At 69.2% G+C, this 23504-nt stretch carries 24 protein-coding genes; 9 read left to right on the top strand and 15 right to left on the bottom strand.

Annotated elements, in window-relative coordinates:
* Positions 1 to 3: 3 nt before the first annotated feature.
* The gene (locus tag ACFONC_RS14655; protein WP_386745314.1) at positions 4 to 564 is read left to right on the top strand and encodes a sugar O-acetyltransferase; all 561 of its coding nucleotides are present in this window, start codon (positions 4 to 6) and stop codon (positions 562 to 564) included.
* A 95-nt stretch (positions 565 to 659) separates the two neighbouring features.
* A complete protein-coding gene (locus tag ACFONC_RS14660; protein ID WP_386745315.1) occupies positions 660 to 1364 on the top strand; it encodes a glutathione S-transferase N-terminal domain-containing protein in 705 nt (234 codons plus the stop codon).
* 124 nt (positions 1365 to 1488) lie between these two features.
* Here ACFONC_RS14660 and ACFONC_RS14665 read toward each other — a convergent pair whose 3' ends face one another.
* Positions 1489 to 2238: a DUF4336 domain-containing protein gene (locus ACFONC_RS14665; protein WP_386745317.1), complete on the bottom strand. Its 750-nt coding sequence runs from the start codon at positions 2236 to 2238 to the stop codon at positions 1489 to 1491.
* 172 nt (positions 2239 to 2410) lie between these two features.
* Here ACFONC_RS14665 and ACFONC_RS14670 point away from each other — a divergent pair, with 172 nt between their 5' ends.
* Entirely contained in the window at positions 2411 to 3802 is a 1392-nt protein-coding gene (locus ACFONC_RS14670; RefSeq protein ID WP_386745319.1) for a COG3904 family protein, read from the top strand.
* Here ACFONC_RS14670 and ACFONC_RS14675 read toward each other — a convergent pair.
* The 5 genes from ACFONC_RS14675 to ACFONC_RS14695 form a co-directional block, all read right to left on the bottom strand.
* Positions 3713 to 5575 (bottom strand): DUF2207 domain-containing protein, encoded by a 1863-nt coding sequence (locus ACFONC_RS14675; RefSeq protein ID WP_386745320.1) that lies wholly within the window; start codon positions 5573 to 5575, stop codon positions 3713 to 3715. The two genes, ACFONC_RS14670 and ACFONC_RS14675, sit on opposite strands and share 90 nt — an antisense overlap.
* Positions 5572 to 6129: a LemA family protein gene (locus ACFONC_RS14680; RefSeq protein ID WP_386745322.1), complete on the bottom strand. Its 558-nt coding sequence runs from the start codon at positions 6127 to 6129 to the stop codon at positions 5572 to 5574. Before ACFONC_RS14680 ends, ACFONC_RS14675 begins: the two co-directional genes overlap by 4 nt.
* A 117-nt stretch (positions 6130 to 6246) precedes the next feature.
* Entirely contained in the window at positions 6247 to 6465 is a 219-nt protein-coding gene (locus tag ACFONC_RS14685) for an RNA-binding S4 domain-containing protein (RefSeq protein ID WP_386745324.1), read from the bottom strand.
* Positions 6462 to 8156 (bottom strand): TPR end-of-group domain-containing protein, encoded by a 1695-nt coding sequence (locus tag ACFONC_RS14690; protein WP_386745326.1) that lies wholly within the window; start codon positions 8154 to 8156, stop codon positions 6462 to 6464. The genes ACFONC_RS14685 and ACFONC_RS14690 overlap by 4 nt, the downstream gene beginning before the upstream one ends.
* A 23-nt stretch (positions 8157 to 8179) precedes the next feature.
* Positions 8180 to 9850, bottom strand: a complete 1671-nt coding sequence (locus ACFONC_RS14695) for a TPR end-of-group domain-containing protein (protein ID WP_386745327.1) — start codon at positions 9848 to 9850, stop codon at positions 8180 to 8182.
* Between the two features lie 183 nt (positions 9851 to 10033).
* Between ACFONC_RS14695 and ACFONC_RS14700 the strand changes: the two genes are divergently transcribed.
* A complete protein-coding gene (locus tag ACFONC_RS14700) occupies positions 10034 to 10543 on the top strand; it encodes a DUF4019 domain-containing protein (protein ID WP_386745521.1) in 510 nt (169 codons plus the stop codon).
* Positions 10544 to 10694: 151 nt separating this feature from the next.
* Here the strand turns inward: ACFONC_RS14700 and ACFONC_RS14705 are convergent, their stop codons facing one another.
* From ACFONC_RS14705 to ACFONC_RS14725, 5 genes are all read right to left on the bottom strand, one after another.
* Positions 10695 to 11366 (bottom strand): hypothetical protein, encoded by a 672-nt coding sequence (locus ACFONC_RS14705; protein WP_386745329.1) that lies wholly within the window; start codon positions 11364 to 11366, stop codon positions 10695 to 10697.
* A 2-nt stretch (positions 11367 to 11368) separates the two neighbouring features.
* Positions 11369 to 11899 carry an RNA polymerase sigma factor gene (locus tag ACFONC_RS14710; RefSeq protein WP_386745331.1) on the bottom strand — a complete coding sequence of 177 codons (531 nt, stop codon included), beginning with the start codon at positions 11897 to 11899 and terminating at the stop codon, positions 11369 to 11371.
* Between the two features lie 108 nt (positions 11900 to 12007).
* On the bottom strand, positions 12008 to 12949 hold the full coding sequence (locus tag ACFONC_RS14715) for a DMT family transporter (protein ID WP_386745332.1): 942 nt from the start codon (positions 12947 to 12949) through the stop codon (positions 12008 to 12010).
* Between the two features lie 252 nt (positions 12950 to 13201).
* Positions 13202 to 14032 (bottom strand): DUF72 domain-containing protein, encoded by an 831-nt coding sequence (locus ACFONC_RS14720; protein ID WP_386745334.1) that lies wholly within the window; start codon positions 14030 to 14032, stop codon positions 13202 to 13204.
* Positions 14025 to 14456 carry a VOC family protein gene (locus tag ACFONC_RS14725; RefSeq protein ID WP_386745336.1) on the bottom strand — a complete coding sequence of 144 codons (432 nt, stop codon included), beginning with the start codon at positions 14454 to 14456 and terminating at the stop codon, positions 14025 to 14027. Before ACFONC_RS14725 ends, ACFONC_RS14720 begins: the two co-directional genes overlap by 8 nt.
* 133 nt (positions 14457 to 14589) lie before the next feature.
* Here ACFONC_RS14725 and ACFONC_RS14730 point away from each other — a divergent pair, with 133 nt between their 5' ends.
* The gene (locus tag ACFONC_RS14730) at positions 14590 to 16233 is read left to right on the top strand and encodes a serine hydrolase (protein WP_386745337.1); all 1644 of its coding nucleotides are present in this window, start codon (positions 14590 to 14592) and stop codon (positions 16231 to 16233) included.
* 99 nt (positions 16234 to 16332) lie between these two features.
* Here the strand turns inward: ACFONC_RS14730 and ACFONC_RS14735 are convergent, their stop codons facing one another.
* Positions 16333 to 18150 (bottom strand): DUF885 domain-containing protein, encoded by a 1818-nt coding sequence (locus ACFONC_RS14735; protein WP_386745339.1) that lies wholly within the window; start codon positions 18148 to 18150, stop codon positions 16333 to 16335.
* A 133-nt stretch (positions 18151 to 18283) separates the two neighbouring features.
* On the opposite strand from ACFONC_RS14735, the gene ACFONC_RS14740 reads away from it, so the two are divergent.
* Positions 18284 to 18634 (top strand): GFA family protein, encoded by a 351-nt coding sequence (locus ACFONC_RS14740; RefSeq protein ID WP_386745341.1) that lies wholly within the window; start codon positions 18284 to 18286, stop codon positions 18632 to 18634.
* Positions 18635 to 18649: 15 nt separating this feature from the next.
* On the opposite strand, the gene ACFONC_RS14745 is transcribed toward ACFONC_RS14740, so the two are convergent.
* Entirely contained in the window at positions 18650 to 19555 is a 906-nt protein-coding gene (locus ACFONC_RS14745) for a LysR substrate-binding domain-containing protein (RefSeq protein ID WP_386745343.1), read from the bottom strand.
* 112 nt (positions 19556 to 19667) lie between these two features.
* On the opposite strand from ACFONC_RS14745, the gene ACFONC_RS14750 reads away from it, so the two are divergent.
* The 3 genes from ACFONC_RS14750 (at position 19668) to ACFONC_RS14760 (ending at position 21897) form a co-directional block, all read left to right on the top strand.
* Positions 19668 to 20576 (top strand): DMT family transporter, encoded by a 909-nt coding sequence (locus ACFONC_RS14750; protein WP_386745345.1) that lies wholly within the window; start codon positions 19668 to 19670, stop codon positions 20574 to 20576.
* Positions 20573 to 20905 (top strand): cupin domain-containing protein, encoded by a 333-nt coding sequence (locus ACFONC_RS14755; protein ID WP_386745347.1) that lies wholly within the window; start codon positions 20573 to 20575, stop codon positions 20903 to 20905. Before ACFONC_RS14750 ends, ACFONC_RS14755 begins: the two co-directional genes overlap by 4 nt.
* Before the next feature lie 170 nt (positions 20906 to 21075).
* A complete protein-coding gene (locus tag ACFONC_RS14760; protein WP_386745349.1) occupies positions 21076 to 21897 on the top strand; it encodes an MBL fold metallo-hydrolase in 822 nt (273 codons plus the stop codon).
* Between the two features lie 40 nt (positions 21898 to 21937).
* Here the strand turns inward: ACFONC_RS14760 and ACFONC_RS14765 are convergent, their stop codons facing one another.
* Entirely contained in the window at positions 21938 to 22234 is a 297-nt protein-coding gene (locus tag ACFONC_RS14765) for a hypothetical protein (protein ID WP_386745351.1), read from the bottom strand.
* Between the two features lie 70 nt (positions 22235 to 22304).
* A complete protein-coding gene (locus ACFONC_RS14770) occupies positions 22305 to 23228 on the bottom strand; it encodes a peptidylprolyl isomerase (protein WP_386745353.1) in 924 nt (307 codons plus the stop codon).
* Between the last annotated feature and the right edge of the window lie 276 nt (positions 23229 to 23504).

Raw genomic sequence — 23504 nt, forward strand, 5'->3', positions numbered from 1 at the left:
GTGATGCGGACGGAGAAGGAAAAGATGCTCGCCGGCGAGCTGTACGACGCCAGCGACGCGCAGATCCAGGCCGACCAGGCCGCGGCGCACGCGTGGCTGGCTCGCTACAACGCCTCGCTCGGCCAGCCGCCGGCGGCGCGGCATGCGCTGCTGCGCGAATGCTTCGGCGCGGTGGGCGTTGGCGTCGACGTGCGGCCGCCTTTCCATTGCGACTACGGCACCAACATCCGCCTGGGCGACGGCGTGTTCCTCAACTTCAACTGCGTGATCCTCGACGTGTGCGAGGTGGTGATCGGCGACCGCACCCAGATCGCGCCAGGCGTGCAGATCCTCGCCGCCGACCACCCGCGCGACCCGGCGGCGCGCGCCACGGGGCTGGAGTTCGGACGCCCGGTGCGGATCGGCCGCAATGTCTGGATCGGCGCCGGCGCGCTGGTCCTGCCCGGGGTGACGATCGGCGACGATGCCCTGGTCGGTGCGGGCAGCGTGGTCACGCGCGACGTGCCGGCCGGGGCGACGGTGGTGGGCAATCCCGCGCGCGTGCTGGCGCCGGGACCGGGCTGACCGCGCGCACTCGACGCGCCACGGCAACACAGCGTCCGGTTGCGATCGCGTGCCGGTTGCCACACCTTTGGCTGATCCCCCCGCAGGAGCACGACGTGGCCGACCTTTCCGCATTCCCGATCGCAAGCCGCTGGCCGGCGAAGCACCCCGACCGCATCCAGCTGTATTCGCTCAACACCCCCAACGGGGTGAAGGCCTCGATCATGCTCGAGGAAACCGGGCTGCCCTACGAGGCGCACCTGGTCGACATCATGGAAAACGAGAGCCACCTGCCGGAGTTCCTGGCGCTCAACCCCAACGGCAAGATCCCGGCGATCATCGACCCCGACGGCCCGGGCGGGAAGCCGCTGGGGTTGTTCGAGTCCGGCGCGATCCTGCTGTACCTGGCCGACAAGACCGGCAAGTTCATCCCCGCCGACGCCGCCGCGCGCTGGGAGACGATCCAGTGGGTGTTCTTCCAGATGGCGTCGATCGGGCCGATGTTCGGGCAGCTGGGATTCTTCAACAAGTTCGCCGGCAAGGAGTACGAGGACAAGCGGCCGCTGCAGCGCTACGTCAATGAATCGAAGCGGCTGCTGGGCGTGCTCGACGGGCGGCTCGAGGGCCGGACGTGGATCATGGGCGACGAGTACACCATTGCCGACATCGCCACGCTGGGTTGGGTGGACAACCTGATCGGCTTCTACGAGGCGCGCGAGCTGGTCGGGTTCGACGGTTTCGGCAACGTAGCGGCCTGGCTCGAACGCGGACTGGCGCGGCCGGCGGTGCAGCGGGGCTTGAAGATTCCTTCGCGTGGCTAATGCCGGCTGCATTCCCGGCTTGCGACGCGCGTAGGTCGGGGTTACACCCCCGACGTGCTCTTCTGTTGGTGGCCGAGGGCCATTCGGCGCGGAGATCAAGAGCCGTCTGACGCGTAGGCCCGACCTACGCGAGGAGCCAGCCGAAGGCCCGGCGCAGTTCGGCGGCGCCGTCGCGTTCGTACCAGCGGCCGTGGGCCAGCACGATGCGTTCGGGTTCCCAGGCCAGCATGCGTTCGACCGCCGCCTTGAGCTGCGGGCGCTGGCGCACGAAGGTGCGGCGCATGTCGCGTGGCATCGAGCCGTGCGGGTCCTGCACGCCGCCCAGCCGGGTGAGCCAGCGCATCCACCAACTGCCGAGCTTGCCGGGTTCGAAGTTTTCGATGAAGTCGGTCAGCACCAGCGTGCGACTGGCGTGGTGGAAGAACTCGACCTCGGTCATGAAGCTGCCGGCGACCGGCAGCGTCGAGATCGCGCCATCCCACGGGTAGCCGCTTTCGGCGTCCAGCGGATGCGCGTCGAAGTCGATGTGCGCGCCGGCCTGCTCGCGGATACGCGGCGCCAGCCAGACGCCGGCACCGGGGTAGGCGCGCTTCCACTCCGGGATCCACCAGTAGTGGATGCGGTTGGGGCCGATGATCCAGCGCGGCGTGCCGAGCGCGGTGATTTCCTCGCGCAAGCCGTCAGTCAGCGGTGTCGGCGAGTGCACGAACAGGTCGCCGTCGCCCAGGCGCAGCAGCGTCATGCGGGTGGGGAAGGGCATCTTCGGCCACGGCATGCCGAAGCGGATGATCGGGCCGTCGACGATCCACGCGTCGGTGGAGATCGGCTTGAGCGTGTTCAGCGGCGGATAGCAGGCAGCCGGCTCTCGAGGCATCGGTACGTCGCGTTTCGGGGTTACGCAATTGTCGCGCCGTGTCGATGCGATGTCCCGGACGGCCGTCGCGTGATGCGCCTGGCGACGGGACGGAGCGTTCATCGCGCATTGTGGCGTCGGCGGGGCTGGGCCATAGACTAGGACGTCGAGTAACCCGCAGAGTCCCCACCTCGTGATCCCCGCCCGGTTCCGCTCCCCGTCGCTGCTGTCCTGCCTGGCGGTCGCCTGCCTGCTGCCCGTGGCCTGCCGGCAGCAGGCGCCAGTGCCCGTGGAGCCGCCGCCGAAAACAGTGGTGGCCAGCGGCAGCGAAGACGCCGGTGCGGTCAGCAGCGACGCGAAGCCGGCCGTGCCGACTCAGGCCGAGGTGCTCAAGGGGACCGATTGGCCGACACTGCGGCTGGTATCGGGCGATGCGTGGATCGATTGCGACGTGGCGGGCGCGCCGCCGCCGGGCACGGTCGCGATCATGCCCGTACTCCTGCCGCAAGCCGCCGTTGCGCCGTCGCCGGGCGGGGATGCCGCCGCCGTCGCGCTGGGCGTGTCCGATGCCGTTGCCACGCCCGTGTCGCCGCCGGCGCCCGCACCGGCGCCGGTGGCAGATGAAGCATCCGACGAAGCAGGGCCCGGTGACGCTGCGTCCGGTGGCACGGAACAGGATGTCGCCGACAGCGGGATTGCCGACGGCCCCTTCGACACGCCGCGGCCGCTGGTCGACCTCGGATTCGAGGACGTCCAGGCCGCGATGGCGCCCTGCCGCGAGCGAGGCTCGATGCGCCTGCGTTACGAGGGCAAGATCAGCGGCGACTTCACCGCGCTGGTCCAGCGCACCGCGGCAATGGCCGACCGCATGGACATCCCCACGCGCATCCTCGACATCGACTCGACCGGCGGCCGCGTCGAGGATGCGATGCCCGCCGGCGACGCGATCGCCGGCTCGCGCTGGACGATCCGCGTGCGCGCCGATTCGATCTGCCACAGCGCCTGCGTGCTGGTGCTCGCCGCCGGTGACGATCGCGAGATCGCCGGCAAGGTCGGCATTCACCGCATGGTGCGGGTGGGCTCGCAGGCCACCACGCGCGCCGAGCTGAGCCAGGAACTGCGCGAGGTCTACGGCGAGATCAAGGAATACCTGGAGCGCAACGGCGCGTCGGTGGCCGTCGCCGACCTGATGATGACCGTGCCCAACCGCAGCCTGCGCCTGCTCGACGACAGCGAGCTGCGCGAGTACGGCCTGTCCGGCGCCAACGCGGTGCAGGACGACCTGGACCGCATCATCCTGGCGCGCAAGTGCGGCGACGAATTCGTCAAGCGCAGGGACGCCTTCCTGCGTGCCTACGCAAGGCAGTGCCGGGTCGACGGCGGACAGGACGCGATCGATGCCTGCGCGCTGTCGCTCGGTGCCGAGTACGGATTCCCGGACGAGCACTGCGCCGCCGACGGCCCGCTCGCGAAGCTGCGCCGCGCGGGCGGGATCTCAGCGTCCGCCGCCGCCACCGCCACCGCCGCCGCCGCCGGAGAAGCCGCCGCCCCCACCACCGGAGGAACTGCCGGGCGGGGAGGCTGACGAGGCGATCTGCGAGCTGAGGCTGTTGCCGATGGCCCGGGTCATGCTGCCGAGGTCGCCGACCTGCCCGCCGCGGTACCAGGTGATCGCGGCGGTCGTGGCCGCGGCGGCCGCCGCGCCGACGGCGAGGGTGAAATGCTTCGTCCAGGCGTCCTCGACGTCCAGCGCCACCGCGTAGGGCAGCAGCCGTTCGTAGCGTTCGGCGTCGAGCATCGGCGGTTCGCCCGGGCCCTGCATGCCGGCCAGTTCGTCGCGCTCGGCCACGGCCAGGTAGCGGCGGAAGCCCTCGGTCGCGTCGAGCAACCTGCGGCCCTCGGGCGTCGGCGCCTTGACCACGATGCCGAACGTGATCACGGTCGCCAGCATCGCCAGCGCGATCGGCAGCACCAGCACGATCCCCGAGCCGAGCCACGCCACGCCGATGCCGATCGCCAGGGCCAGCGTCACCGCCATGATCAGCATCGCGACCAGGATGCTGCCGCCGTGGCGCTTGAACATGCGCGGCTTGAAGCGTTTTTCCAGCTGCAGCGAATGCAGCATGCGCGCATTGGCCACGGTCGCCGCGTTGGCGTTGTCGAGTTCCAGCTCGCGACCGTCCTTGAACAGCGCATCGAGCAGCCTGCGCGGGCCGGGGATGCCGTCCGATTCCATCCCGCGACCGCCCTTGACCAGCAGTTCCAGGATCTCGCGCGGGGTGGATGTCGTGCCCGGCGTGGAGCTCGCGCCCGGCGCGGCCAGGTATTCCAGGCGCCACGTCTCCGCCGACGCATCCCCTTCCTTGTGGATGCGCACCTTGCCGTCGACGGCGCTTGCCAGCAGGTCCGAAGAGAAGCAGCGGTCGTCGTAGGCCATCCGCCTGACGAAGCGCAGGTCGGCAGGCGAGTAGTCGCCTGGTGGTTCGTAGCGCACCACCACCACGCCCGGTGGCGGGTCGCGACCGACGCGGTGCCAGCGCGCGATGCAGAACACCAGCAGCACCACCAGCCCGCACAGCGCGATGAGCGCCGCGCTGTTGTCGCGCAGCAGCCACCACGCCTTTTGCGTGGTGGTGGGTGCGTCGACGATGCCCTTGGGGAAGGACAGCACCACGGTCGTGCCTTCGCCGCGGGCCAGCGGGCGCGACAGCGTCCAGCGGGCCACGCCCGGGCTCGGGACGGTGCCTTCGAAGCCCCGTTCGGCGGAGCCGTAGCCGCCGAGGTAGCTCAAGGTATCCAGCTGCGTCGCCGGGACCGCCTGCGGCAGGCGCACCTCGACGCTGCCGCGTTCGATGGGGAAGTTCCAGCCGGTGCCGATGGCATTGAAGTACAGCTCGTCGTGGTCGTCGAAGAAGCCGAGCTGGCGGTCGGTGCGGTAGCGCAGCGTGTAGGTGTACTCGGCGGGCACCTTCAGGAAATCGTCGTTGCCGGTGTTGACGCGCACGCCGTTGCCATGGCGTTCGGTGAACCAGGGCTCGGGCTGGCCGTCGCGCTGCAGGTCCAGTACCTCGAAATCGACCACCATGCGGTTGCCGAACCGGTCGCGGTAGCGGGTGGGGAAGTCGCGGTAGATGCCGCGGCGGATGGCGCTGCCCTCGGCGCGCACGCGGATGTCCTCGGTGATGTCGAGGCTGCCGTCGGCGTGCACCTCGATCACGCTGTCGTAGGACACGATGCGTTCGTTCGCCTGTGCCTGCGGCGCGCCGAGAAGCGCCAGCACCACCAGCGCGGCGGGAGCGGCCGCAGCCGCGATGGCGCGCGCGGAGGCCACGGCCGCTTCCATCATTGCGCGGATCACCGTGACAGCTCCACGTTCACCGCGGCGCGCTTGTCGTCGTCGGCCTGGAAGAATTCGGCGGCGGTGAAGCCGAAGCTGCGCGCCACCAGCAGGTCGGGCACGCGCTGCACCGCGTCGTTGTAGTCGCGCACGGCGCCGTTGTAGAAACGGCGCGCGTACTGCAGGTGTTCCTCGACTTCGACCAGGTCGCGCTGCAGCTGCGAAAAGTTTTCGCTGGCCCTGAGGTCGGGGTAGGCCTCCTGCAGCGCGACCAGCCTTCCCAGTGCGTGTTCCAGCTCGCCTTCCAGTTCTCCGAGCCGGCCGGGGGCGCGTTCGGCCGTCGCCCGCGCGCGCAGGGTGGTGACCGCTTCGAGCACGGCAGCCTCGTGGCCGGCATAGCCCTTGACCGCAGCGACCAGCGACGGCACCAGGTCGTGGCGGCGGGTCAGCTGCACGTCGATGTCCGCCCAGGCCGTGCGCACCTGGTTGCGCAGCCGGACCAGGCGGTTGAACAGCGTCACCGCCCAGGCGAGCAGGGCGGCGACGAGGATGGCCGGCAGCAGGTAGGTCGTCATGCGGCGGTCCGTTCGCGGTGATGCCGGTACTTTATCGGCTTTCGGGGAAACGGCCGCAGGGGGAGGAGCGAAGGGCCCGCGGCGGCTGCCGCTCCTGCAAGAGCGGGTGCGGCATCCTCAGCCGGCGGCGACCTCGATCCGGACATCACCGACCTCGACCCGCTGCCCCGCGCGGATCTTGCAGGTCTTGCGCAACTCGACTGCACCGTCCACGCACACCGCGCCGCTGGCGACCAGCGCCTTGCCGGCGCCGCCGCTGTCGCAGACCCCTGCCAGCTTGAGCAACTGGTTGAGTTCGATGAAGTCGCGGTCGAGAGTGAAGTCGATGACGGTCATGAGGTCGGTGTGTCGTGTCCCGGAACGCCGGTCGCCGGCTGGGGATAGGATGCCATCCGCTCGAGGAGTCGCTCGAACCGGGGATTGGATCGCAGGATTGCCAGGTCCGAGTCGTGTTCGAGCCATTGCCGGTCGTACCAGCCGTTGTCGCAGGAACTTTCGAGCAGGTCGAGCGCGCGCTCCGTGTCGCCGAGCACGGCATACGTGCAGCCGACGTTGTACAGGGTCTGGGGGTCGTTCTCCCGTGCACGCAAGGCGGCTTCTGCCCATTCGATCGCCTGCTCCCGCCGCCCCAGCGCGGCAAGCATCGCCGAGCCCATGTACAGCGACCGGTGGTCGTCCGGGTTGAGCGCCACGTGGCGCTCGATCAGGTCGAGGGCCGCGGTGTCCGCTTCCCGCGCAAGTTCGTCTCGCCCCGATGATCGATACGCCATGCCGAGGTAGCTGGGCGCCTGGTAGTCCGTCGGGTTGGTCTCGCGTGCGCGCAGGAGCAGCCGCGCTGCCTTGTCGTACTTGCCATCGGCCAGGCATGCGCGGCCGTAGAACAGGTAGATCTCGAACAGGTTCGGATTGATCAGCATCGCGGTCTCGAACGGTGCGGCGGCATCGTCGAGGCGACCGGCGGCGTAGAGGGCCATGCCCAGCGACAGATGCGCCTCGGCGGCATCGGGGTCGAGTTCGATCGCCTTGCGGCTGGCTACTTCGGCCTGGTGCAGGTTCTCCCGCGCGGGTTCGGCATAGCGGTAGAGCAGCGCGTAGCTGTCGCCCAGGCCGGCGTAGGCCAGCGCATAGCGCGCGTCGATCCCGATCGCCCGCTCGAACATGTTGATGGCATTGAGGAAACCGATTTTCGTCATCGCGTGCAGGTACTTCCGGCCCCTGAGGTAGAAGTCGTAGGCCCGTGCATCGGCGGTGGCGACGTTCTGCAGCGCCCGGCGCTCCTTCGGGCTGAGCGCAACCTTGAGTGCGTCGGTGATGCTGCGGGCGATGTCGTCCTGGATGGCGAACACGTCCTTCATCTCGCGATCGTAGGTTTCCGACCACAGGTGCGAGTCGCCGTCGGCTTCGATCAGCTGCGCGGTGATGCGCACATGGTCGCCGGCGCGGCGCACGCTGCCCTCCAGCACGTAGTCCACGTCGAGTTCCGTGGCGACCGCGCGGATGCCGGCTTCCTTGCCCTTGAACACGAACGACGAGGTGCGCGAGGCCACCTTGAGCTGCGGGAGCTTGGTCAGCAGGTTGAGGATTTCCTCGGCAATGCCGTCACTGAAGTATTCGTTCTCGGCGTCGCCGCTCATGTTGACGAACGGCAGCACGGCGATGGTGCGGCGGTCTTCCGCCGGTGGCGCCTGCACCTCAAGCGACGGCACGGCCATGGGCACGGGCGCGCTGGCGGGATCGGGCGCCTTCGGTGCGTCGACCGCCGAGGCGATCGCCCGGTTCTGCGGCGTCGGGGAGCGCGCACTCGCAGTGTCCTTCGGTCCGAGGTCGAACATCCAGCCCATGATCACCGCGATCGGGAAGCCGAGCACCACCAGCGCGATCACGAACGTGACGGTCCAGTCGGGAAGGTTCAGCCCCGGCAGCATCGTCGAGGCGACCTCGATGACGACCCAGCCAACCACGGCATAGAGGATCCCCACGCGGATCACGCGCCGGCGGTGGAGTTCCGCGAAGAAACCCGTGGCCATCGAAGTCCTTTCCGGCCGTTCCATCAGCGGATGCTCGCCAGCAGCGCCTTGAAGCGCGGATCGTCGTGCAGCGGGTCGAGGTCGCTGTCGTTCTCCATCCAGGCACGGTCGCCCCAGCCCATCTGCACCGCCTTCTCGAGCAGCTCGATGGCGCGGGTCCTGTTGCCCTGCTCGGCGTAGAAGCAGGCGATGTTGTAGAGCACGATCGGCTCGTCCTGGTCCTGCCGCAACGCGCGCTCGGCCAACTCGACGGCTTTCGCGTGTTCGCCCACCCGCCAGAGGTTCTGCGCGCCGAAGTAGAGCGCGCGAGTGTCGTGGGGATTGAGCTTCAGGTGCCGCTCGACCGTTCCCAGGGCGCCGAGACGCACCTTCATCTCATCCTGTTTCCTGCCCAGCGAGGCGTAGGTCTGGGCAAGGAACAACGGTACCTGGAAGTCCGCCGGGTTGACTTCGGAAGCGCGGATGTACATCGACGCGGCCTTGGCGAAATCGCCCTGGGACGAACATGCCAGGCCGTAGTAGTACCAGGCCTCGAACAGGTTGGGATCGAGCGCGATCGCGCTCTCGAACTCTGCTTCGGCGGCGGCGTAATCCTCGCCGATGAACAGCGCCATGCCGCGCGACGCGTGCGCTTCGGCGGAGTCGCGGTCGAGTGCCACCGCCTGCTCGCTGGCGCGTCCGGCCTTGCGGGCGTTCTCAGGGGACGCCTCGACGTAGCGATAGAGGTGCGAGTACGCATCGGCCATGCCCGCGTAGGCCAATGCGAACATCGAATCCACTGCGATGGCCTGCTCGAACATGCGGATCGCGTGCTCGTAGTCGCGGCGCGCCATCGAGTACATGTAGTTGCGTCCGCGCAGGTAATAGTCGTAGGCCTCCGGATCGGAGGTGGCGACGAACTGCATCGCCCGACGCTCCTGCGGCGTGAGCGTGACCTGCAGCGCTTTGACGATGCTGTGCGCGATGTCGTCCTGGATCGCGAAGACGTCCTTCATCTCGCGGTCGTAGGTCTCCGACCACAGGTGGGAGTCGGAACCGGCGTCGATCAGCTGCGCGGTGATGCGCACGTGGTTGCCCGCGCGGCGCACGCTGCCCTCGAGCACGGTGCCGACCCCGAGTTCGCGCGCCACGGCCGGGATGCTGCTCTCCTTGCCCTTGAAGTTGAACGCCGAAGTCCGCGAGGCGACCTTCAGCTGCGGCAGCTTGCTCAACAGGTTGAGGATTTCCTCGGAGATGCCGTCGCTGAAGTACTCGTTGGCCGGGTCGTCGCTCATGTTGACGAACGGCAGAACGGCGATGGTGCGGCGGTCGCTGGCCTGGCTTTCCGGTGGCGCGGACGGTTCGGACGGGGCGGGCCGTCCGGGCGGCGTCCCCGGTTCGGCCGGCGCAGGCGCTTCCGTCGACGGTGCAGGGGCGAGAGCCGGGACGGGCACGGCGTTCGTGCGCGCCACGCCGCCGGGGCCGAGGTCGAACATCCAGCCCATGACCACCGCGATCGGGAAGCCGAGCGCGACCAGCACGATCACCAGGGTCACCGACCAGGGCGGCAGGTTCAGCGCCGGCAGCACCACCGAGGCGACCTCGATGACGATCCAGCCCGCCACGGCGTACAGCAGGAGCACGCGGATCACGCGCCTGCGCTTGAGGTCCGCGAAGAAGCCTCCCCCGGCTTCCGACTCCGATCCGCCTCCCATGTCGAGCCCTCGTGTGGCAAAGGCCGCGGGCCGGTCGTTCGCCCGTTCAGGCGAACGATACTCCCCCCGCAGGTTTGCCGGGGTCCACGTGGAATCCGGGGGTTTCCGGCCATGCCGCGGCTTGGCGTAGACTTGCCCGACATCCAGAACCTGCATCGAGGAACCCGCATGAACCATCGTTTCCTGCTGTCCGCCGTCCTCCTGGCCTTCATCGGCACCGCCGCGGCGCAGCAACAGGCGCAGCCGCCGCAGCCGGCGCAGCAGCAGGCTCGTCCGGCCCAGCAGCAACTGACGCCGCAGCAGCAGGCGCAGCTGGCCAAGCAGAACAGCGACATGAGCAAGGCCGCGCTGCAGGTCATGCAGATGGTCGACGCCAACCAGATCGGCGAGATCTGGGACAACGCCTCGGCGACCATGAAGCGGCTGGTCACCCGCGACGATTTCGTCAAGCAGATCACCATCGACCGCAACAAGCTGGGCGCGATGTCCTCGCGCGGCAATCCGGCGGTGAGCCGCTCGCAGTTCCCGGCCGGGGCGCAGGTGCCGGAGGGCTTCTACCTCAACGTCGCCGTGCCCACCACGTTCGCCAAGTCGCAGGAGCCGGTGCGCGAACTGGTGTCGTTCCGCCTGGACGAAGACAAGGTCTGGCGCGTGTCGGGCTACAGCCTGCGCGGGCCGAGCAACGGCAAGTGAAGCAAGGCGAAGCAGGGGGCCGGGAAACCGGCCCCTTTTTTGTGCGCGCGGGTTTTCTGTAGGAGCGACTTCAGCCGCGAACTCTTTGCGAACGCCGGCCGTCATGCCGAAAGCTCGCGGCTGAAGCCGCTCCCACAAGGGCAGGGTCGGATTAATCGCGTTCGAAGCTGGCGATCTCGTCGAGCGTTGCCTGCGCGCGCCTGAGCAGCGAGCCGGTGCTGTTGTCGTCGATGTAGTCGCCTACGCGCCGGCGCAGGGCGCGCGGCGACCAGAACATCAGCCACAGCGTAAAGAGCAGGCCGGCGACGCCCGCGGCGAGGAATCCGCCGACCGTCGCCGGCGAATGCGCCCACAGGTCGAAGCCGATCAGGTATTCGAGCATGACCAGGGTCACCGGGATCCACAGGATCCACTGCGCCAGGCCGAACCATCGCTTCGTGCGGATGCGCCACTGCCGCAGCAGCGCCAGGTACTTCTGGATCGTGACGATCTGTGCGGCGTAGTCGGTGCGCACCAGCAGCAGCATCTCCATCACCCCGGTGATGATCATGGCGACGCCGTAGGCGTGCAGGACGATGCCGGACAGCAGCAGCGCCGGTTCGCGCATGTGCGAACTCCAGAAGCTGGCGCAGAAGACCGTCACCGCCAGGCCGACGGCGATTTGCCCGACGGCGAGCGCCTGCAGCCAGCGCAGGCCAGCCTTCGCCTTGCGCATCCGGGTTTCGGTGAGCAGTTCGAGGTTGATCCGCTTCTGCTGCTGCAGCTGGCGATCCAGCGATTGCCAGGCCTGCTTGAGTTCGTCGAGTTCCATGGTCGAATCCATCGTCATTCGTTTCCGGGGGCCGCCACGTGGTCGCGGATGCGCTGCCTGAGGCGGCTGATCTTGGTGGTGACGTTGCTTTCCGAGATGCCCAGCACTTCGGCCATCTCGCGGGTGCTGCGCTCGTCGAGGTAGAGCAGCAACAGTGCGCGGTTGAGCGGTTCGAGCGTGGCGATGAAGCGATGCAGCATGCGCAGCTGTGCGGCGGTCTCGTGGTCGACGCTGTTGTCGTCGGCCATGTCGTGGATGGCCTCGTCCAGCGGCACGGCGTGCCGGCGCCGGTGGCCGTCGCTGCGCAGGAAGGAGATCGCCACGTTCAGCGCGATGCGGTACATCCAGGTCGAGAACCGGCGCGCCGGGTCGTAGTTCGGCCAGGCGCGCCACAGCTGCACGGCGATCTCCTGGGCCAGGTCGTCGCGGTCCTCCGCCGAGCGTGCGTAGGCGCCGGCGACCTTGAACACGATGCCGCGGTGCTGCTGCAGCAGTTCACCGAAGGCCTGGCGGTCGTCCGCTGTCGTGGTGGCGCCGGCTTGCATCCTTGGTCCTGGTCCGTGGGCGATCGCGCCCGTCATGGACATGGTTCGCGGCGCGGGCCGTCTTGTCACGCCGTCGAAGGAATGGCCCCGCGGCGGCACGATTGTGCGCTACTCGATGATGCCCTTGGATTCCGCGGTCGCCAGGACCTCGGGGTGCCCGATCCGCCGCCTTGGCCCGAACAGGGGGTACGCCAGGACCGCGCCGAGGATGATCACCACGCCGAGGTAGAACTTCGGCGACAGCTCGTGCTGCTCGCCGAGCAGCACGATTGCCAGGAGGATCGCGTAGACCGGTTCCAGGTTGACCGCCAGCTGCGCGGCGAAGGCGCTCATGTGGCGCAGCGCCACCAGCGACAGGGCGAAGGGGAACAAGGTGCAGGCCAGCGCCAGCACGAGCAGGAAGCCCATATCGTGCGCGTCGGGCAGCGTGAACAGCGAGCCGGAGAACGCGGGGAACATCAGCGGCATCGCCGGCGCGAGCACGGTGAGCAGCAGCGTGCCCGCACCGAGCTCCAGCGCGGTGATCGCCAGCGGCTCGCCGCGTTCGACGAAGCGCTTGTTGAGCGAGCCGAAGATCGCCACCAGCAGTGCCGACAGCGTGCCGACCGCGATCCCCAGGTGCATGTCGTCGGGCACGCCGCCAACGACCAGTGCCACGCCCGGCAGCACGGCGATGCCGAGCAGCACGTCGCGCCACGAGAAGCGCCGCCCGGCCAGCCACGGCTCCAGCAGCGCGGTCATCGGCGTGCCCAGCGCGATGCAGGTGGCGCCGACCGAGGCGTTGGACAGCTTGATCGCGCCATAGAACGTCAGCCAGTGCAGCGCCACCAGCGCGCCGATGCCGGCATAGGCCAGCAGCAATCGCGGCGACATCGAGCGCAGCCCGCGCCAGACTTTCGGCAGCAGCGCCAGGGTGGCGGTGACCAGCAGCATCCGCCACCACACCAGCGGCAGCGCGGGCAGGGTGATGAGCTTGCCGAGGATGGCGGTGAAGCCCCACAACACGACGCAGAGGTGGATCTGCCACTGAGCCTTGGCGGTCGGGGTCATGGGGAAGGCGGGGCAGGGAGGCTGCGCGCATTATCGCCTCCGGGGTGGTTGTGGGAGCGGCGGAAGCCGCGAGCTTTTTACTCCCTCCCCTGCGAAGGCAGGGGAGGGTTGGGGAGGGGTGTCTTTCGGATCAGCTCGAACCGTGACCACCCCCTCCCAGCCTCCCCCTGCCTTCGCAGGGGGAGGGGCCGAAACAACAGCTCGCGGCGAAGCCGCTCCTACAAAAACGGGGTGGTGACAAAACGGGGGCGGTCAGGCGCCCAGTTCGTGTAGCAGTGCCACTGCGGCGGCCGGGTTGCGTTCCTTCGCAGCACTGATGAAGTAGAGGAAGACGTCGCGCTTTGCCGCAGGTGCCGGGGCCGGTTCGATCCGCGGCAGGTCGTCGGGATCGCCGCCGGCCGCCCATGTCCGCGCGCGGCCGGCCCACTGCTGGAGTTCCGCGGCCGGATAGCCGGTGGCAACTTCCGCGCGCGAGCGCATCAGCCGCGCGTAGACGAAATCCGCGGTGACGTCGGCGAACGAGGGATGCTCGGTCGAGTCCGTGAACACCGTCGCCATGCCGTGCTGTCGTGCCAGCGCCAGGTAGCGCGCATCGACGAAGCCGGGGTCGCGCACGTCGAGCACATGCCGCAGCCGGCGTCCGCCTGCCTTTTCCGGCAGCAGTTCGAGGAACGCCGCGAAGTCATCCGCGTCGATCTTCGTGCCGCGGTCGAACTGCCACACCAGCGGTCCGAGCCGGTCGCCCAGTTCGACGATGCCGCCGATGAAGTCCTCGACCTGCGCGCGCGTCTTCGCCAGCGTGCGCGAGGCCATGATCCGCTTCGGCGCCTTGGCCGAGAACACGAAGCCCTCCGGCGTCTGGTCGCGCCACTTCGCGTACGCCGCCGGTTTCTGCGTGCCGTAGTAGGTGCCGTTGATCTCGATCGCGCTGACGTGGCGGCTTGCGTATTCCAGTTCGCGCCGCTGCACCAGGCCGGACGGGTAGAAGTTGCTGCGCCAGGGCGCGAACGTCCAGCCGCCGATGCCGGCGCGGATGCCGTCGATGGCCTTCGGCGGGTGCGCGGTGAACAGCTCGTCAGCCATGGTCCTTCCATGGGTCGTAGCTGCCGAACCACCACAGGTGGCCCTCGATGTCGCGGCAGGAATAGCCGCGCCCGCCGTAGTCCTGGTCGGCGATGTCCATGACGATGGTCGCGCCGGCGGCCCTGGCCCGCGCGTAGTGCGCGTCGGTGTCGACGACGATCACGCACGGACTCTGGGTGTCGCGCATGCCGATCTCGTCGGGCTGCGCGATCTGCCGGCCCCACTCGCTGGCGTTGTCGGCCGAGCCGAGCATGATCATGCCGTTGCCGAAGGTGAGCTGTGCGTGGTGCACGGTGTCGCCGTCGGCGTACACAGCCTGCTTTTCGAAGCCGAAGGCGCGGCACAGCCAGTCGATCGCCGCGTGGGCGTCGCGGTAGCGCAGGCAGGGGATGATGGTGGCGGTGGTGTCGGCGGCCAGGGACATCGTGGGCGTCCTGTGGTTCGGCGGAGCCCCGAATCTACGACTTTCGGCCGCGCGCGTCCCGTGCCGGGCGTGCGGTTCCGACGCGCGGCGGCGTCTGACTACAATGCAGCGGTCATTCCATCTGGGGAAACGCATGCCTTCCGCCTCGACGCTCCTGCGCAGCGCCTGTCTCGTCGTGTCCATCGCGCTGTCCTGCGGCGCCGCCGTTGCCGCGCCACCCGCAGCCGCGCCGGTTGCCGCCGTCGATGCGGGCGGCAGCTTGCCGGAGGCGCTGCAGGACCTGGACGCCTACGTCGAGCGCGTGCGCGAGCAGTTCGACGTGCCCGGCATCGCGGTGGCCGTCGTCAAGGACGGGCAGGTCGTGCTCGAACGCGGCTACGGCGTGCGCAAGCTCGGAGAGCCGGCGAAGGTGGATGCGCATACGCAGTTCGCCATCGCCTCCAATACCAAGGCCTTCACCGCCGCGTCGATCTCGATCCTCGCCGACGAGGGCAAGCTCGAGCTCGACGACCGCGTGATCGACCACCTGCCGTGGTTCCGCATGTCCGATGCCTACATCACCCGCGAGATGCGCATCCGCGACCTGCTCGCGCACCGCAGCGGCCTCGGACTGGGCGCCGGCGACCTGCTGTTCTGGCCGACCACCACCTACACCGCGCGCGAGGTCGCCGAGCGCCTGCGCGACGTGCCGATCAGCGGCGGTTTCCGCGAGCGCTACGCCTACGACAACATCCTGTTCGGCGTCGCCCAGCAGGTGATCGAAGCCGCGAGCGGGATGTCGTACGAACAGTTCCTGCGCACCCGCATCTTCGGGCCGCTCGGCATGGCCGAGACCCGCTTCAACGCCGATTACCTGAAGCCCGGTGACAACTTCGCCACCGGTCACGCGAAGTTCGACTTCAAGGACCTCAAGCCGGTCGCGCCGCTGACCTGGTCGAACGTGGCCGGCGCCGGCGGCATCTATTCGAGCGTGCACGACCTGTCGAAGTGGATGCGCGTGCAGCTCGACGGCGGCGTGATCTCGGGTGAAGGCGACGACGCGAAGCGGCTGTTCAGCGAAAAGCGGCAGAAGGAAATGTGGTCGGTGCTGACGCCGATCCCGATCTCCGAGCCGTCGGTGCCTGAGCTTGCCGCGACCAAGCCCAACTTCCGCGGCTACGGCGAGGGCTGGGTGCTGACCGACTATCGTGGCAGCAAGCTCGTCTACCACACCGGCGGCTGGCCGGGCATGGTCTCGCGCCTGACCCTGGTGCCGGAAAAGGAACTGGGCGTGGTGGTGCTGACCAGTGCCGAGGTCGGCTCGGCGTTCAATGCGATCACCATGCGCGTGCTCGACGCCTACCTGGACGCGCCGGAGACCGACTGGGTGGCCGCGTATGCCGTCGCGATGGCGAAGTCGCAGGAGAAGGCCGACGAGAGCTGGAACAAGCACCTGGCCGCGCGCGATGCGGATTCGAAACCGTCGCTGCCGCTGGACGGCTACGCCGGGACCTACCGCGACCCGTGGTACGGCGACGTCGTCATCAGCCGCAGCGGCAAGGGCCTGCAGATCCAGTTCTCGAAGACCGCGCAGCTGCTCGGCGACCTGGAGCACTGGCAGCACGACACTTTCATCGTGCGCTGGCGCGACCGTGGGTTGAACGCGGACGCGTTCCTGACGTTCTCGCTCGATCCGGACGGGAAGATCGTCCAGGCGCTGATGGTGCCGGTCTCGCCGCGCACCGATTTCAGCTTCGACTTCCAGGACCTGCGCCTGGCGCCGGTGGAGAAGCCGTAAACGCGGCTGGAGCCGCAGGTCGGGGCTACAGCCCCGACGCCCGCAAACGAAGCGTCGGGGGCGTAGCCCCGACCTGCGGTTCCTGGTGTTGCAGGGTGGTTACTCGATCGGCTGGTCCAGCATCAGCTGGCGCACGAAGCGCACGGGCGGGGCGCCGTAGGACAGCACCTGGTCGTTGTAGGCCTTGAGGTCGAACTTGTCCCCCAGCTTCGCCTCCACCGCCTTGCGCGTGTCGAAGTGTTCCTGCACGCCGACGAAGTACGTCGGCAGCTGGGCCGAGGTCAGCTGCGCGCGCACCCACTTGCCGGCGGCTTCGCGCTCCTGCTGGAAGGTGTCGTGGGTCATCAGGTGCATCGCCTGTTCGCGGCTCCAGCCGTCGACGTGCACGCCCTGGTCGAGGATCGCGTTGGCGACGCTGCGCAGGTAGAACTTCAGCTGCACCAGGCGGAACAGCGGGTCGCCGTCGAGGTAGCCGGCGTCGGTCATCATCTTCTCGGTGTAGACCGCCCAGCCTTCCGCGAACGGGCCCGAGCGCAGCACCGCGCGCAGCGTGGACGGGAACTGCGCCGAGTGCGCGCCTTCCAGGTAGTGGCCGGGCATCGCCTCGTGGATCGCCAGCAGGTCGATCATGCGCGAGTTGTATTCGCGCAGGAACGACGTTGCCTGCTCGTCGCTCCAGTCGTCGGGGATCGGCGAGATCGCGAAGTAGGTGTCCAGGCCCTTGTCGAGCGGGCCGGGCGAGTCGCAGTAGGCCACGGCCACGCCGCGCTGGAATTCCGGCATCAGGATGATCTTGACCGGATCGTCGGGCACCGTGACCAGGTCCTTCTCCTTCACGAACGCGGTGGCGTCGGCCAGCGCCTGCTTGGCGGCGTCGACCACCTCGCTGCGCGCGGGGCGGTCGGCGTAGGCGAGCTCCAGCGCGGCTTCGATCGCGGCCTGGCGCTGGCCATCGCTCGGCGCGTCGGGCATCTCGGGCGCATCGGCCTTGTCCGCGAGCACGGTGCGGGCGATGCCGTACATCTCGTCGCGCACGCGCTTGAGTTCGGCTTCCGCGCGCTGCTTGATCTCCGCGCGCGACAGCGCCGAGTTGAGCGAGAACTTCAGCTTCTGGTCGTACAGTTCGGCGCCGATGCGGAAGTCGCCCTTCGCGTTCGGCACCAGGGTGTCGTCGAGCCATTCCTGCTGCTCGGCAACGGTCTTGCGCAGCGTGGCGACGGCATCGTCGAGCTGCTTGCGGTCGTCGCCTTCGAGCTGGCCGGCGTTGGGCGTGATGAACTCGTCGACCAGCGCCAGCAGGCCGGCGTTCTGCTTCGCCACCGTCTCGGCGTGGATCTTCGGCACGCGCGCCGGGTCGAGGTTCTCGCGCATCTGCGCGAACAGCGCCGGGATCTTCTGCATGCGCGCGGTGGCGGACTTCAGGCGCTCGGTCATCGGCGCGAAGTCGCGCGCCATCAGTCCGTAGATCGCGCCGCCGGCCAGGCCGTTGTAGGCCTGCGGATCCCAGGCCCAGGACTGCAGCGTCTCGACGTTCCAGATGTCGCCTTCGACCTGGTTGCGCAGGATCAGCGCGTCGACCTGGTTCTTGCGCGAGAGCGCGGCGGTGTCGATCGCGTCGAGCTTGGCGAGGATCGCCTTGTTGAAATCGATGGTGGCCTTGCGGCCTTCGGCGCCAAGGTCGTCGATCCGGTCGTCATGGCTGTGGTCGCCGACCTGGGTCGCGTAGACCGGGTTGAGCCGCAGCCAGCCGTCGAGCCATTCCTTCGAGAGCGCGGCGAAGGCGGCATCCGCCTCGGCGTCGGGCGCGGTGGCCGCGTCCTGCTGCGCGCCGTCGGCGGCGGGCGTGGACGGCGCCTGTGGCTGGCAGGCGGCGAGGGCGAGGGTGAGCAGGGCGACAGCGGGCAGGGTCTTGCGCATGGCGGTTCCGGTCGTGCGTGGGAAGGGGCCGATTCTGTCACGAAGCCGCCGCGGTGCCATGTGGCGTTCGTCCGTGGTGGCGCGGAGCCGGTTCACGGCGCTAAGGTGCAGGCCCCTGATCAGGAGTCCAGCCATGACCCATCACGGAAGCTGCCACTGCGGCGCCATCGCCTTCGACCTCGAGGGCGAGGTGAGCGACGCGATCGACTGCAACTGCTCGATGTGCCGCCGCCGCGGTGGCCTGCTCGCGTTCTTCCCGCGCGAAGCGCTGACGCTGACCACGCCGGAGTCGAACTACGGCACCTATCGCTTCAACAAGGAGCACCTCGCGCACCACTTCTGCCCGACCTGCGGCATCGCCCCCTTCAGCGAAGGCGCAGATCCGCGCACCGGGGCGAAGATGGTCGCGGTCAACGTGCGCTGCCTGCCGGACGTGGACCTGTCCGCCCTGAAAGTCTCGCAAGTGGACGGCGCGAGTTTCTGACCCGCTCCTGCAGGGTCATGCCGTTTCCGGTGCGGGCATCGTGTTCCGCGCCTCCTCGCGCAGCCACTCGATGAACGCCGCCGCCGGTGCGCGCGGGCGGCGGTGCGCGGGGTGCACGGCATAGTAGGCGAAGCGGGTCTTGAGCACCGGGCCGGGCAGGCGCAGCAGTTCGCCGCGCTGCAGCCAGGGCGCGGCGATGTGCTGCCGCGCCAGGCCGATGCCGAGGCCCACCGAAGCCGCGCGCATGACGTCGGTGCTGTCGTTGAACATGTGCATGTCCGGCAGCCGCTGCCCGTGCAGGCCCGCGGCGCGGAACCAGTCCGGCCAGCCCTGCAGCGCGAGGTCGGAGAGCAGCGGGAACGCCAGCAGGTCGCCGGGGGCGGTGATGACGTCGATGCCAGGCAGCGAGGGCGCGGCAACCGGGAACAACGCGTCGTCCATCAGGTGACGGGCCCTGAGCCCGGGCCAGTGGCCGGGGCCGTGGCGGATGGCAAGGTCCGGGCCGCCGTCGTCGAAGCGCGCAAGCGCGGTGCCGGTGTCGAGGCTGATGCGGATGTCCGGGTGCACGGACAGGAAGCCCGGCAGTCGCGGCAGCAGCCAGCAATGGGCGAGCGAGTGCAGGGTATTGATGCGCAGGCGCTGGCGGTCGTCGCTGCGTCCGAGCGACTGTGCGACCGCTTCGAGCTCCGAGACGGCAGCCGAGGCGGCGTCGGCCAGCAGTCGGCCCTCGCCGGTCAGCGTCACGCCGCGCGCGTGGCGCTGGAACAGGGCCACCCCGAGGCTCGCTTCGAGCTTGCGCACGTGATGGCTGACCGCGCTGGCGGTCAGGTGCAGCTCGTCCGCGGCGTGGGCGAAGTTCTGATGCCGGGCCGCCGCGGCGAACACGCCGAGCGACGGCAACAGGGCGGAGCGCAGGTTCATCCGGGGCTTCCTTGAGACACAAGTCTGATTTGTGGCTCGGACACAAAGTATGCGCTTGTGGGGCCTCTGTCAGCCCGGACAATGCAGGCCAGTCCCCCACAGGATTCACGGCATGACCAGCATCGACTGCACCCCGGCCGCTACAGCCGGCCTGCGACAGGCGACCACGCGCGACTGGATGACCCCGCTCGAACTGACCGTGTTGGGCGCGATCTGGGGCGCATCGTTCCTGTTCATGCGGGTTGCGGCGAACGACTTCGGCGCCGTGCCGCTGGTGGAGATGCGCCTCGGGCTCGGCGCGCTGGTGCTGCTGCCGTTCCTGTGGCGGTCGCGCACGCATTTCCCGCGTTCGCTGTGGCCGAAGCTGGCGCTGATCGGTGCGATCAACTCGGCGGTGCCGTTCATCCTGTTCGCATGGGCCGCGCAGCGCGCGCCGGCCGGCATCGGCGCGATCGCCAACGCGATGACGGTGCTGTTCACAGCGCTGGTCGGCTTCCTGTTCTTCGGCGAGAAGATCGGGACGCGGCGCTCGCTGGCGCTGCTGGCCGGGTTCGCCGGCGTGGTGGTGCTGGCCAGCAGCAAGATCGCGGGCGCGAGCATCGGCTGGGCGGTGGTGGCCGGGGCCACGGCCTCGTTCCTGTACGGCATCGGCATCAACCTGGTGCGGCGGCACCTGACCGGCCTGCCGCCGGCGGCGGTGGCTGCGGCGACGCTCGGCACGTCCGCGCTGCTGGTGCTGCCGTTCGCCGTCGCGTCCTGGCCGGAGCATGCGATCCCGATGCAGTCCTGGTTCTCGGCGTCGATGCTGGGCGTGCTGTGCACCGGCATCGCGTTCGTCATGTACTACCGCCTGATTGCGCGCATCGGTGCCAGCCGCGCCTCGACCGTGACCTACCTGGTGCCGCTGTTCGGCGTGGCCTGGGCGTGGATGCTGCTCGATGAACCGCTGACGCTGGCCATGGGCATCGCCGGCGCGATGATCCTGGGCAGCGTGGCGATCAGCCAGCGGGGCGCGCGATGACCGGCATCACCGGCGACATGCATGCGCTGCTCGCCGCGGACGCGCCGGCGATCGAGGTAGGCTCTGGCTGCGTGCGCCGCGACCTGCCGGCCGCACGCGGCATGCGCGCGTGGATCGTCGAGATGGCGCCCGGCAGCGAATGGCCGCGCGTCGACGAGCACCCGACGGGCGAGGACGTGTACGTGCTCGAAGGCGAGATGATCGAGGGCGACCGGCGCTTCCCGGCCGGAAGTTGGCTGCACTTCCTGCCCGGTTCCTCGCACCGGCCGCGCACCGAGACGGGGCTGCGGCTGCTGGGTTTCAATCCACTGGAGCCGGGCGATGGTTGAAGCCGAACGCCTTGCGCTTCTCGATGCCGCACGCGCACCTGTGGGAGCGGCTTAAGCCGCGAGCTTTTGATCTCGCCGGCACTTCCCCGGAAAGCTCGCGGCTGAAGCCGCTCCCACAAGGGCAGGGGACCGGACTGGTACCTTGGGCTCTCCTTCTCAGGAGCCGGATCGTGAACTTCATCTGCGTCACCTGCGGGACCCAGTTCGTCGATGGCACGCGCGAGCCGGACCGTTGTCCGGTCTGCGAGGACGAGCGCCAGTACGTCGGCCGCGGCGGGCAGCAGTGGACCACGCTCGAAGCGCTGCGCGACACGCATCGCAACCGCGTCGAACCGGAGGCCGAAGGCCTGCTCGGCATCGGCACCGAGCCAGGCTTCGCGATCGGCCAGCGCGCGCTGCTGGTGCGTTCGCCGGGCGGCAACCTGCTGTGGGACTGCATCGCGCTGGTCGATGAGGACACCGTGGCGCGCGTGCGCGAAGCCGGCGGCATCCGCGCGATTGCGATCTCGCACCCGCACTACTACTCGGGCATGGTCGAATGGAGTCGCGCGTTCGGCGACGTGCCGATCCTGCTGCATGCCGCCGACCGCGAGTGGGTGATGCGTGCCGCGCCTGCGATCGAATACTGGGACGGCGAAACGCGCGAACTGTGGGACGGCATGGCGCTCATCCGTTGCGGCGGTCACTTCGCCGGCGGCGCGATCGCGCACGTGCCGCACCTGCATGACGGTCGCGGCGCGCTGCTGACTGGCGACGTGATCCAGGTGGCGATGGACAACCGCCACGCCGGCTTCATGCGCAGCTTCCCGAACTACATCCCGCTGTCGGCGCGCGCGGTGCGAGGGATTGCGGCGGCCGTCGAGCCGTACCGGTTCGATGCGATCCACGGCGCCTGGTGGGGGCGCAGCATCGCCACAGATGCGCGCGCTGCGCTGCGTCGTTCGGTGGAACGCTACGTCGGGGCGCTCGAAGGCGCGTACGACGGCCGATGACCCGCATCGCAGGGACGGCAACCTGCCACCAAACGCGACCTCACTCGTCTTCGTCGTCCTCGAACTCCACCAGCGCTTCGAGGTCGAACGCCAGCGCGTCGACCGCGTCGCGCACCTTGCGGCCGGTGGACTCGTTGGGCACGCCGATCTCGATCTCGTGCATCTGCGGACCCTCCACGTCGCTCAGTCCCGCCGAGCTCGAGTCGGCGTCGTCCATGTGCGTCATCAGGTCGCCGATTTCCTCGACGTGTTCGATGCCGTCCAAGCTCTGCAGCAGGTTCATCACCGCGCGGGCGGCGTCGTCGCTGCCGGTCAGGCGGATGCGGAGCAGGGCCATCTTCGATCCTTGCACGTGTGGGGTGCAGGCAGGCTAGTCGGGAAAAAGCTAAACGCGCGTGACGGATCTGTCAGGGTGCGTCGGCCGCCGGTGGCTCGCGCGTGGGGATGGTGATGTTGCACAGGTCGATGTGGCCGGCGGGGCGCTTGTACCAGTCGTCGCGGCGGTTGCGACGCGACTCGACCACCGCGTCGAACAGCGGGGTGTCGGTGCGCAGCACCTGCAGCTTCGGGCGCTCCGCCTCGGGCACGTCGGTGGCCAGGCGGATCGCCTCGATCGGCACGCGCTGCGCGGCGTCCTCGTAGAAGCCCAGCGGGCCGGTGCCGCGCGGGAGCACGCTCAGCAGTTCCATGCCGTCGACCACGCGCCCGACCAGGGTGATGTTGCGGTCGAGCTGGCGCGGCGACTGGCCGTCGACCACGTAGAGCTCGGTGCCGTCGCTCGAGTCCGCGGCCATGCCGCGCCCGGCGCCGACCGCGCCGTAGCAATGCGCCATCCAGGCCTTGCCCCCGGCGGGGTCGCGCGCTGCGGGGAAGCCGGCGGCGAAGCCGACCTGCGGCGCCCAGCCGTCCTTGTCCGGCAGCGCGTGGAAGTCGAGGCCGGCGGCAGGGCGCTCGAACTCGGCCGGCAGCTGCGTCTTCGCGCTGCCCAGCGACTTGCGCGGCTGGCCTTCCTCGGCCGGGTCGCCCCACTGCACGACGAAGTTGTCCTGCGAGCGGTTGATGCTCATGCCGTCCCAGTAGCCCTCGTGGGCGAGGGTGCGGATGTTGCCCACGTGCTCCGGCGCGAAGTCCGGCGCCAGTTCGACCACCACCCGGCCGCTGGCCAGTTCGAGGTAGAGCGTGTCGGCCGGGTCGAGCGTGCGCCAGTCCGATGGTTGCGAGGCGTCCAGCAGCTCCTGCGTGGTCTTCGGCTTCGGTGTTTCATCGGCGGCGACGGCGAGCGACGGTGAAAGGGCGGCGGCAACCAGCAGGGCAAGCAGGGCAGGGCGCATTCGTGGATCTCGTGCGGATGGCGGTCGTTCGAGTGTAGCCGCGCCCTGCGGCAGCTGCCTTTGACTCCCTCCCCTGCGACGGCAGGGGGTGAGGCGGCGCGTTTGCGAACCATTGGTTCGCGTGCCAACGAACGCCCGCCAGCTGTGCTGGCGGGCCGGACGGGTTGGGGAGGGGCGCCGTTGGCATCGCAGCGAACCGTGGACACCCCCTCCCAGCCTCCCCCTGCCTGCGCAGGGGGAGGGGCCAAGACAAAGGCTCGCGGCTGAAGCCGCTCA

It is taken from the genome of Luteimonas soli, from assembly GCF_042648865.1.
Lineage (GTDB): Bacteria > Pseudomonadota > Gammaproteobacteria > Xanthomonadales > Xanthomonadaceae > Luteimonas > Luteimonas soli.

Bases quoted from the DNA above. Each gene is read 5' to 3' on its own strand.
- ACFONC_RS14655 (WP_386745314.1), top strand. From the start codon at position 4: ATGCGGACGGAGAAGGAAAAGATGCTCGCCGGCGAGCTGTACGACGCC.
- ACFONC_RS14665 (WP_386745317.1), bottom strand. From the start codon at position 2,238: ATGCCTCGAGAGCCGGCTGCCTGCTATCCGCCGCTGAACACGCTCAAG.
- ACFONC_RS14680 (WP_386745322.1), bottom strand. From the start codon at position 6,129: ATGACGACCTACCTGCTGCCGGCCATCCTCGTCGCCGCCCTGCTCGCC.
- ACFONC_RS14685 (WP_386745324.1), bottom strand. From the start codon at position 6,465: ATGACCGTCATCGACTTCACTCTCGACCGCGACTTCATCGAACTCAAC.
- ACFONC_RS14690 (WP_386745326.1), bottom strand. From the start codon at position 8,156: ATGGCCACGGGTTTCTTCGCGGAACTCCACCGCCGGCGCGTGATCCGC.
- ACFONC_RS14695 (WP_386745327.1), bottom strand. From the start codon at position 9,850: ATGGGAGGCGGATCGGAGTCGGAAGCCGGGGGAGGCTTCTTCGCGGAC.
- ACFONC_RS14705 (WP_386745329.1), bottom strand. From the start codon at position 11,366: ATGGATTCGACCATGGAACTCGACGAACTCAAGCAGGCCTGGCAATCG.
- ACFONC_RS14710 (WP_386745331.1), bottom strand. From the start codon at position 11,899: ATGCAAGCCGGCGCCACCACGACAGCGGACGACCGCCAGGCCTTCGGT.
- ACFONC_RS14715 (WP_386745332.1), bottom strand. From the start codon at position 12,949: ATGACCCCGACCGCCAAGGCTCAGTGGCAGATCCACCTCTGCGTCGTG.
- ACFONC_RS14720 (WP_386745334.1), bottom strand. From the start codon at position 14,032: ATGGCTGACGAGCTGTTCACCGCGCACCCGCCGAAGGCCATCGACGGC.
- ACFONC_RS14725 (WP_386745336.1), bottom strand. From the start codon at position 14,456: ATGTCCCTGGCCGCCGACACCACCGCCACCATCATCCCCTGCCTGCGC.
- ACFONC_RS14730 (WP_386745337.1), top strand. From the start codon at position 14,590: ATGCCTTCCGCCTCGACGCTCCTGCGCAGCGCCTGTCTCGTCGTGTCC.
- ACFONC_RS14735 (WP_386745339.1), bottom strand. From the start codon at position 18,150: ATGCGCAAGACCCTGCCCGCTGTCGCCCTGCTCACCCTCGCCCTCGCC.
- ACFONC_RS14740 (WP_386745341.1), top strand. From the start codon at position 18,284: ATGACCCATCACGGAAGCTGCCACTGCGGCGCCATCGCCTTCGACCTC.
- ACFONC_RS14745 (WP_386745343.1), bottom strand. From the start codon at position 19,555: ATGAACCTGCGCTCCGCCCTGTTGCCGTCGCTCGGCGTGTTCGCCGCG.
- ACFONC_RS14750 (WP_386745345.1), top strand. From the start codon at position 19,668: ATGACCAGCATCGACTGCACCCCGGCCGCTACAGCCGGCCTGCGACAG.
- ACFONC_RS14755 (WP_386745347.1), top strand. From the start codon at position 20,573: ATGACCGGCATCACCGGCGACATGCATGCGCTGCTCGCCGCGGACGCG.
- ACFONC_RS14765 (WP_386745351.1), bottom strand. From the start codon at position 22,234: ATGGCCCTGCTCCGCATCCGCCTGACCGGCAGCGACGACGCCGCCCGC.
- ACFONC_RS14770 (WP_386745353.1), bottom strand. From the start codon at position 23,228: ATGCGCCCTGCCCTGCTTGCCCTGCTGGTTGCCGCCGCCCTTTCACCG.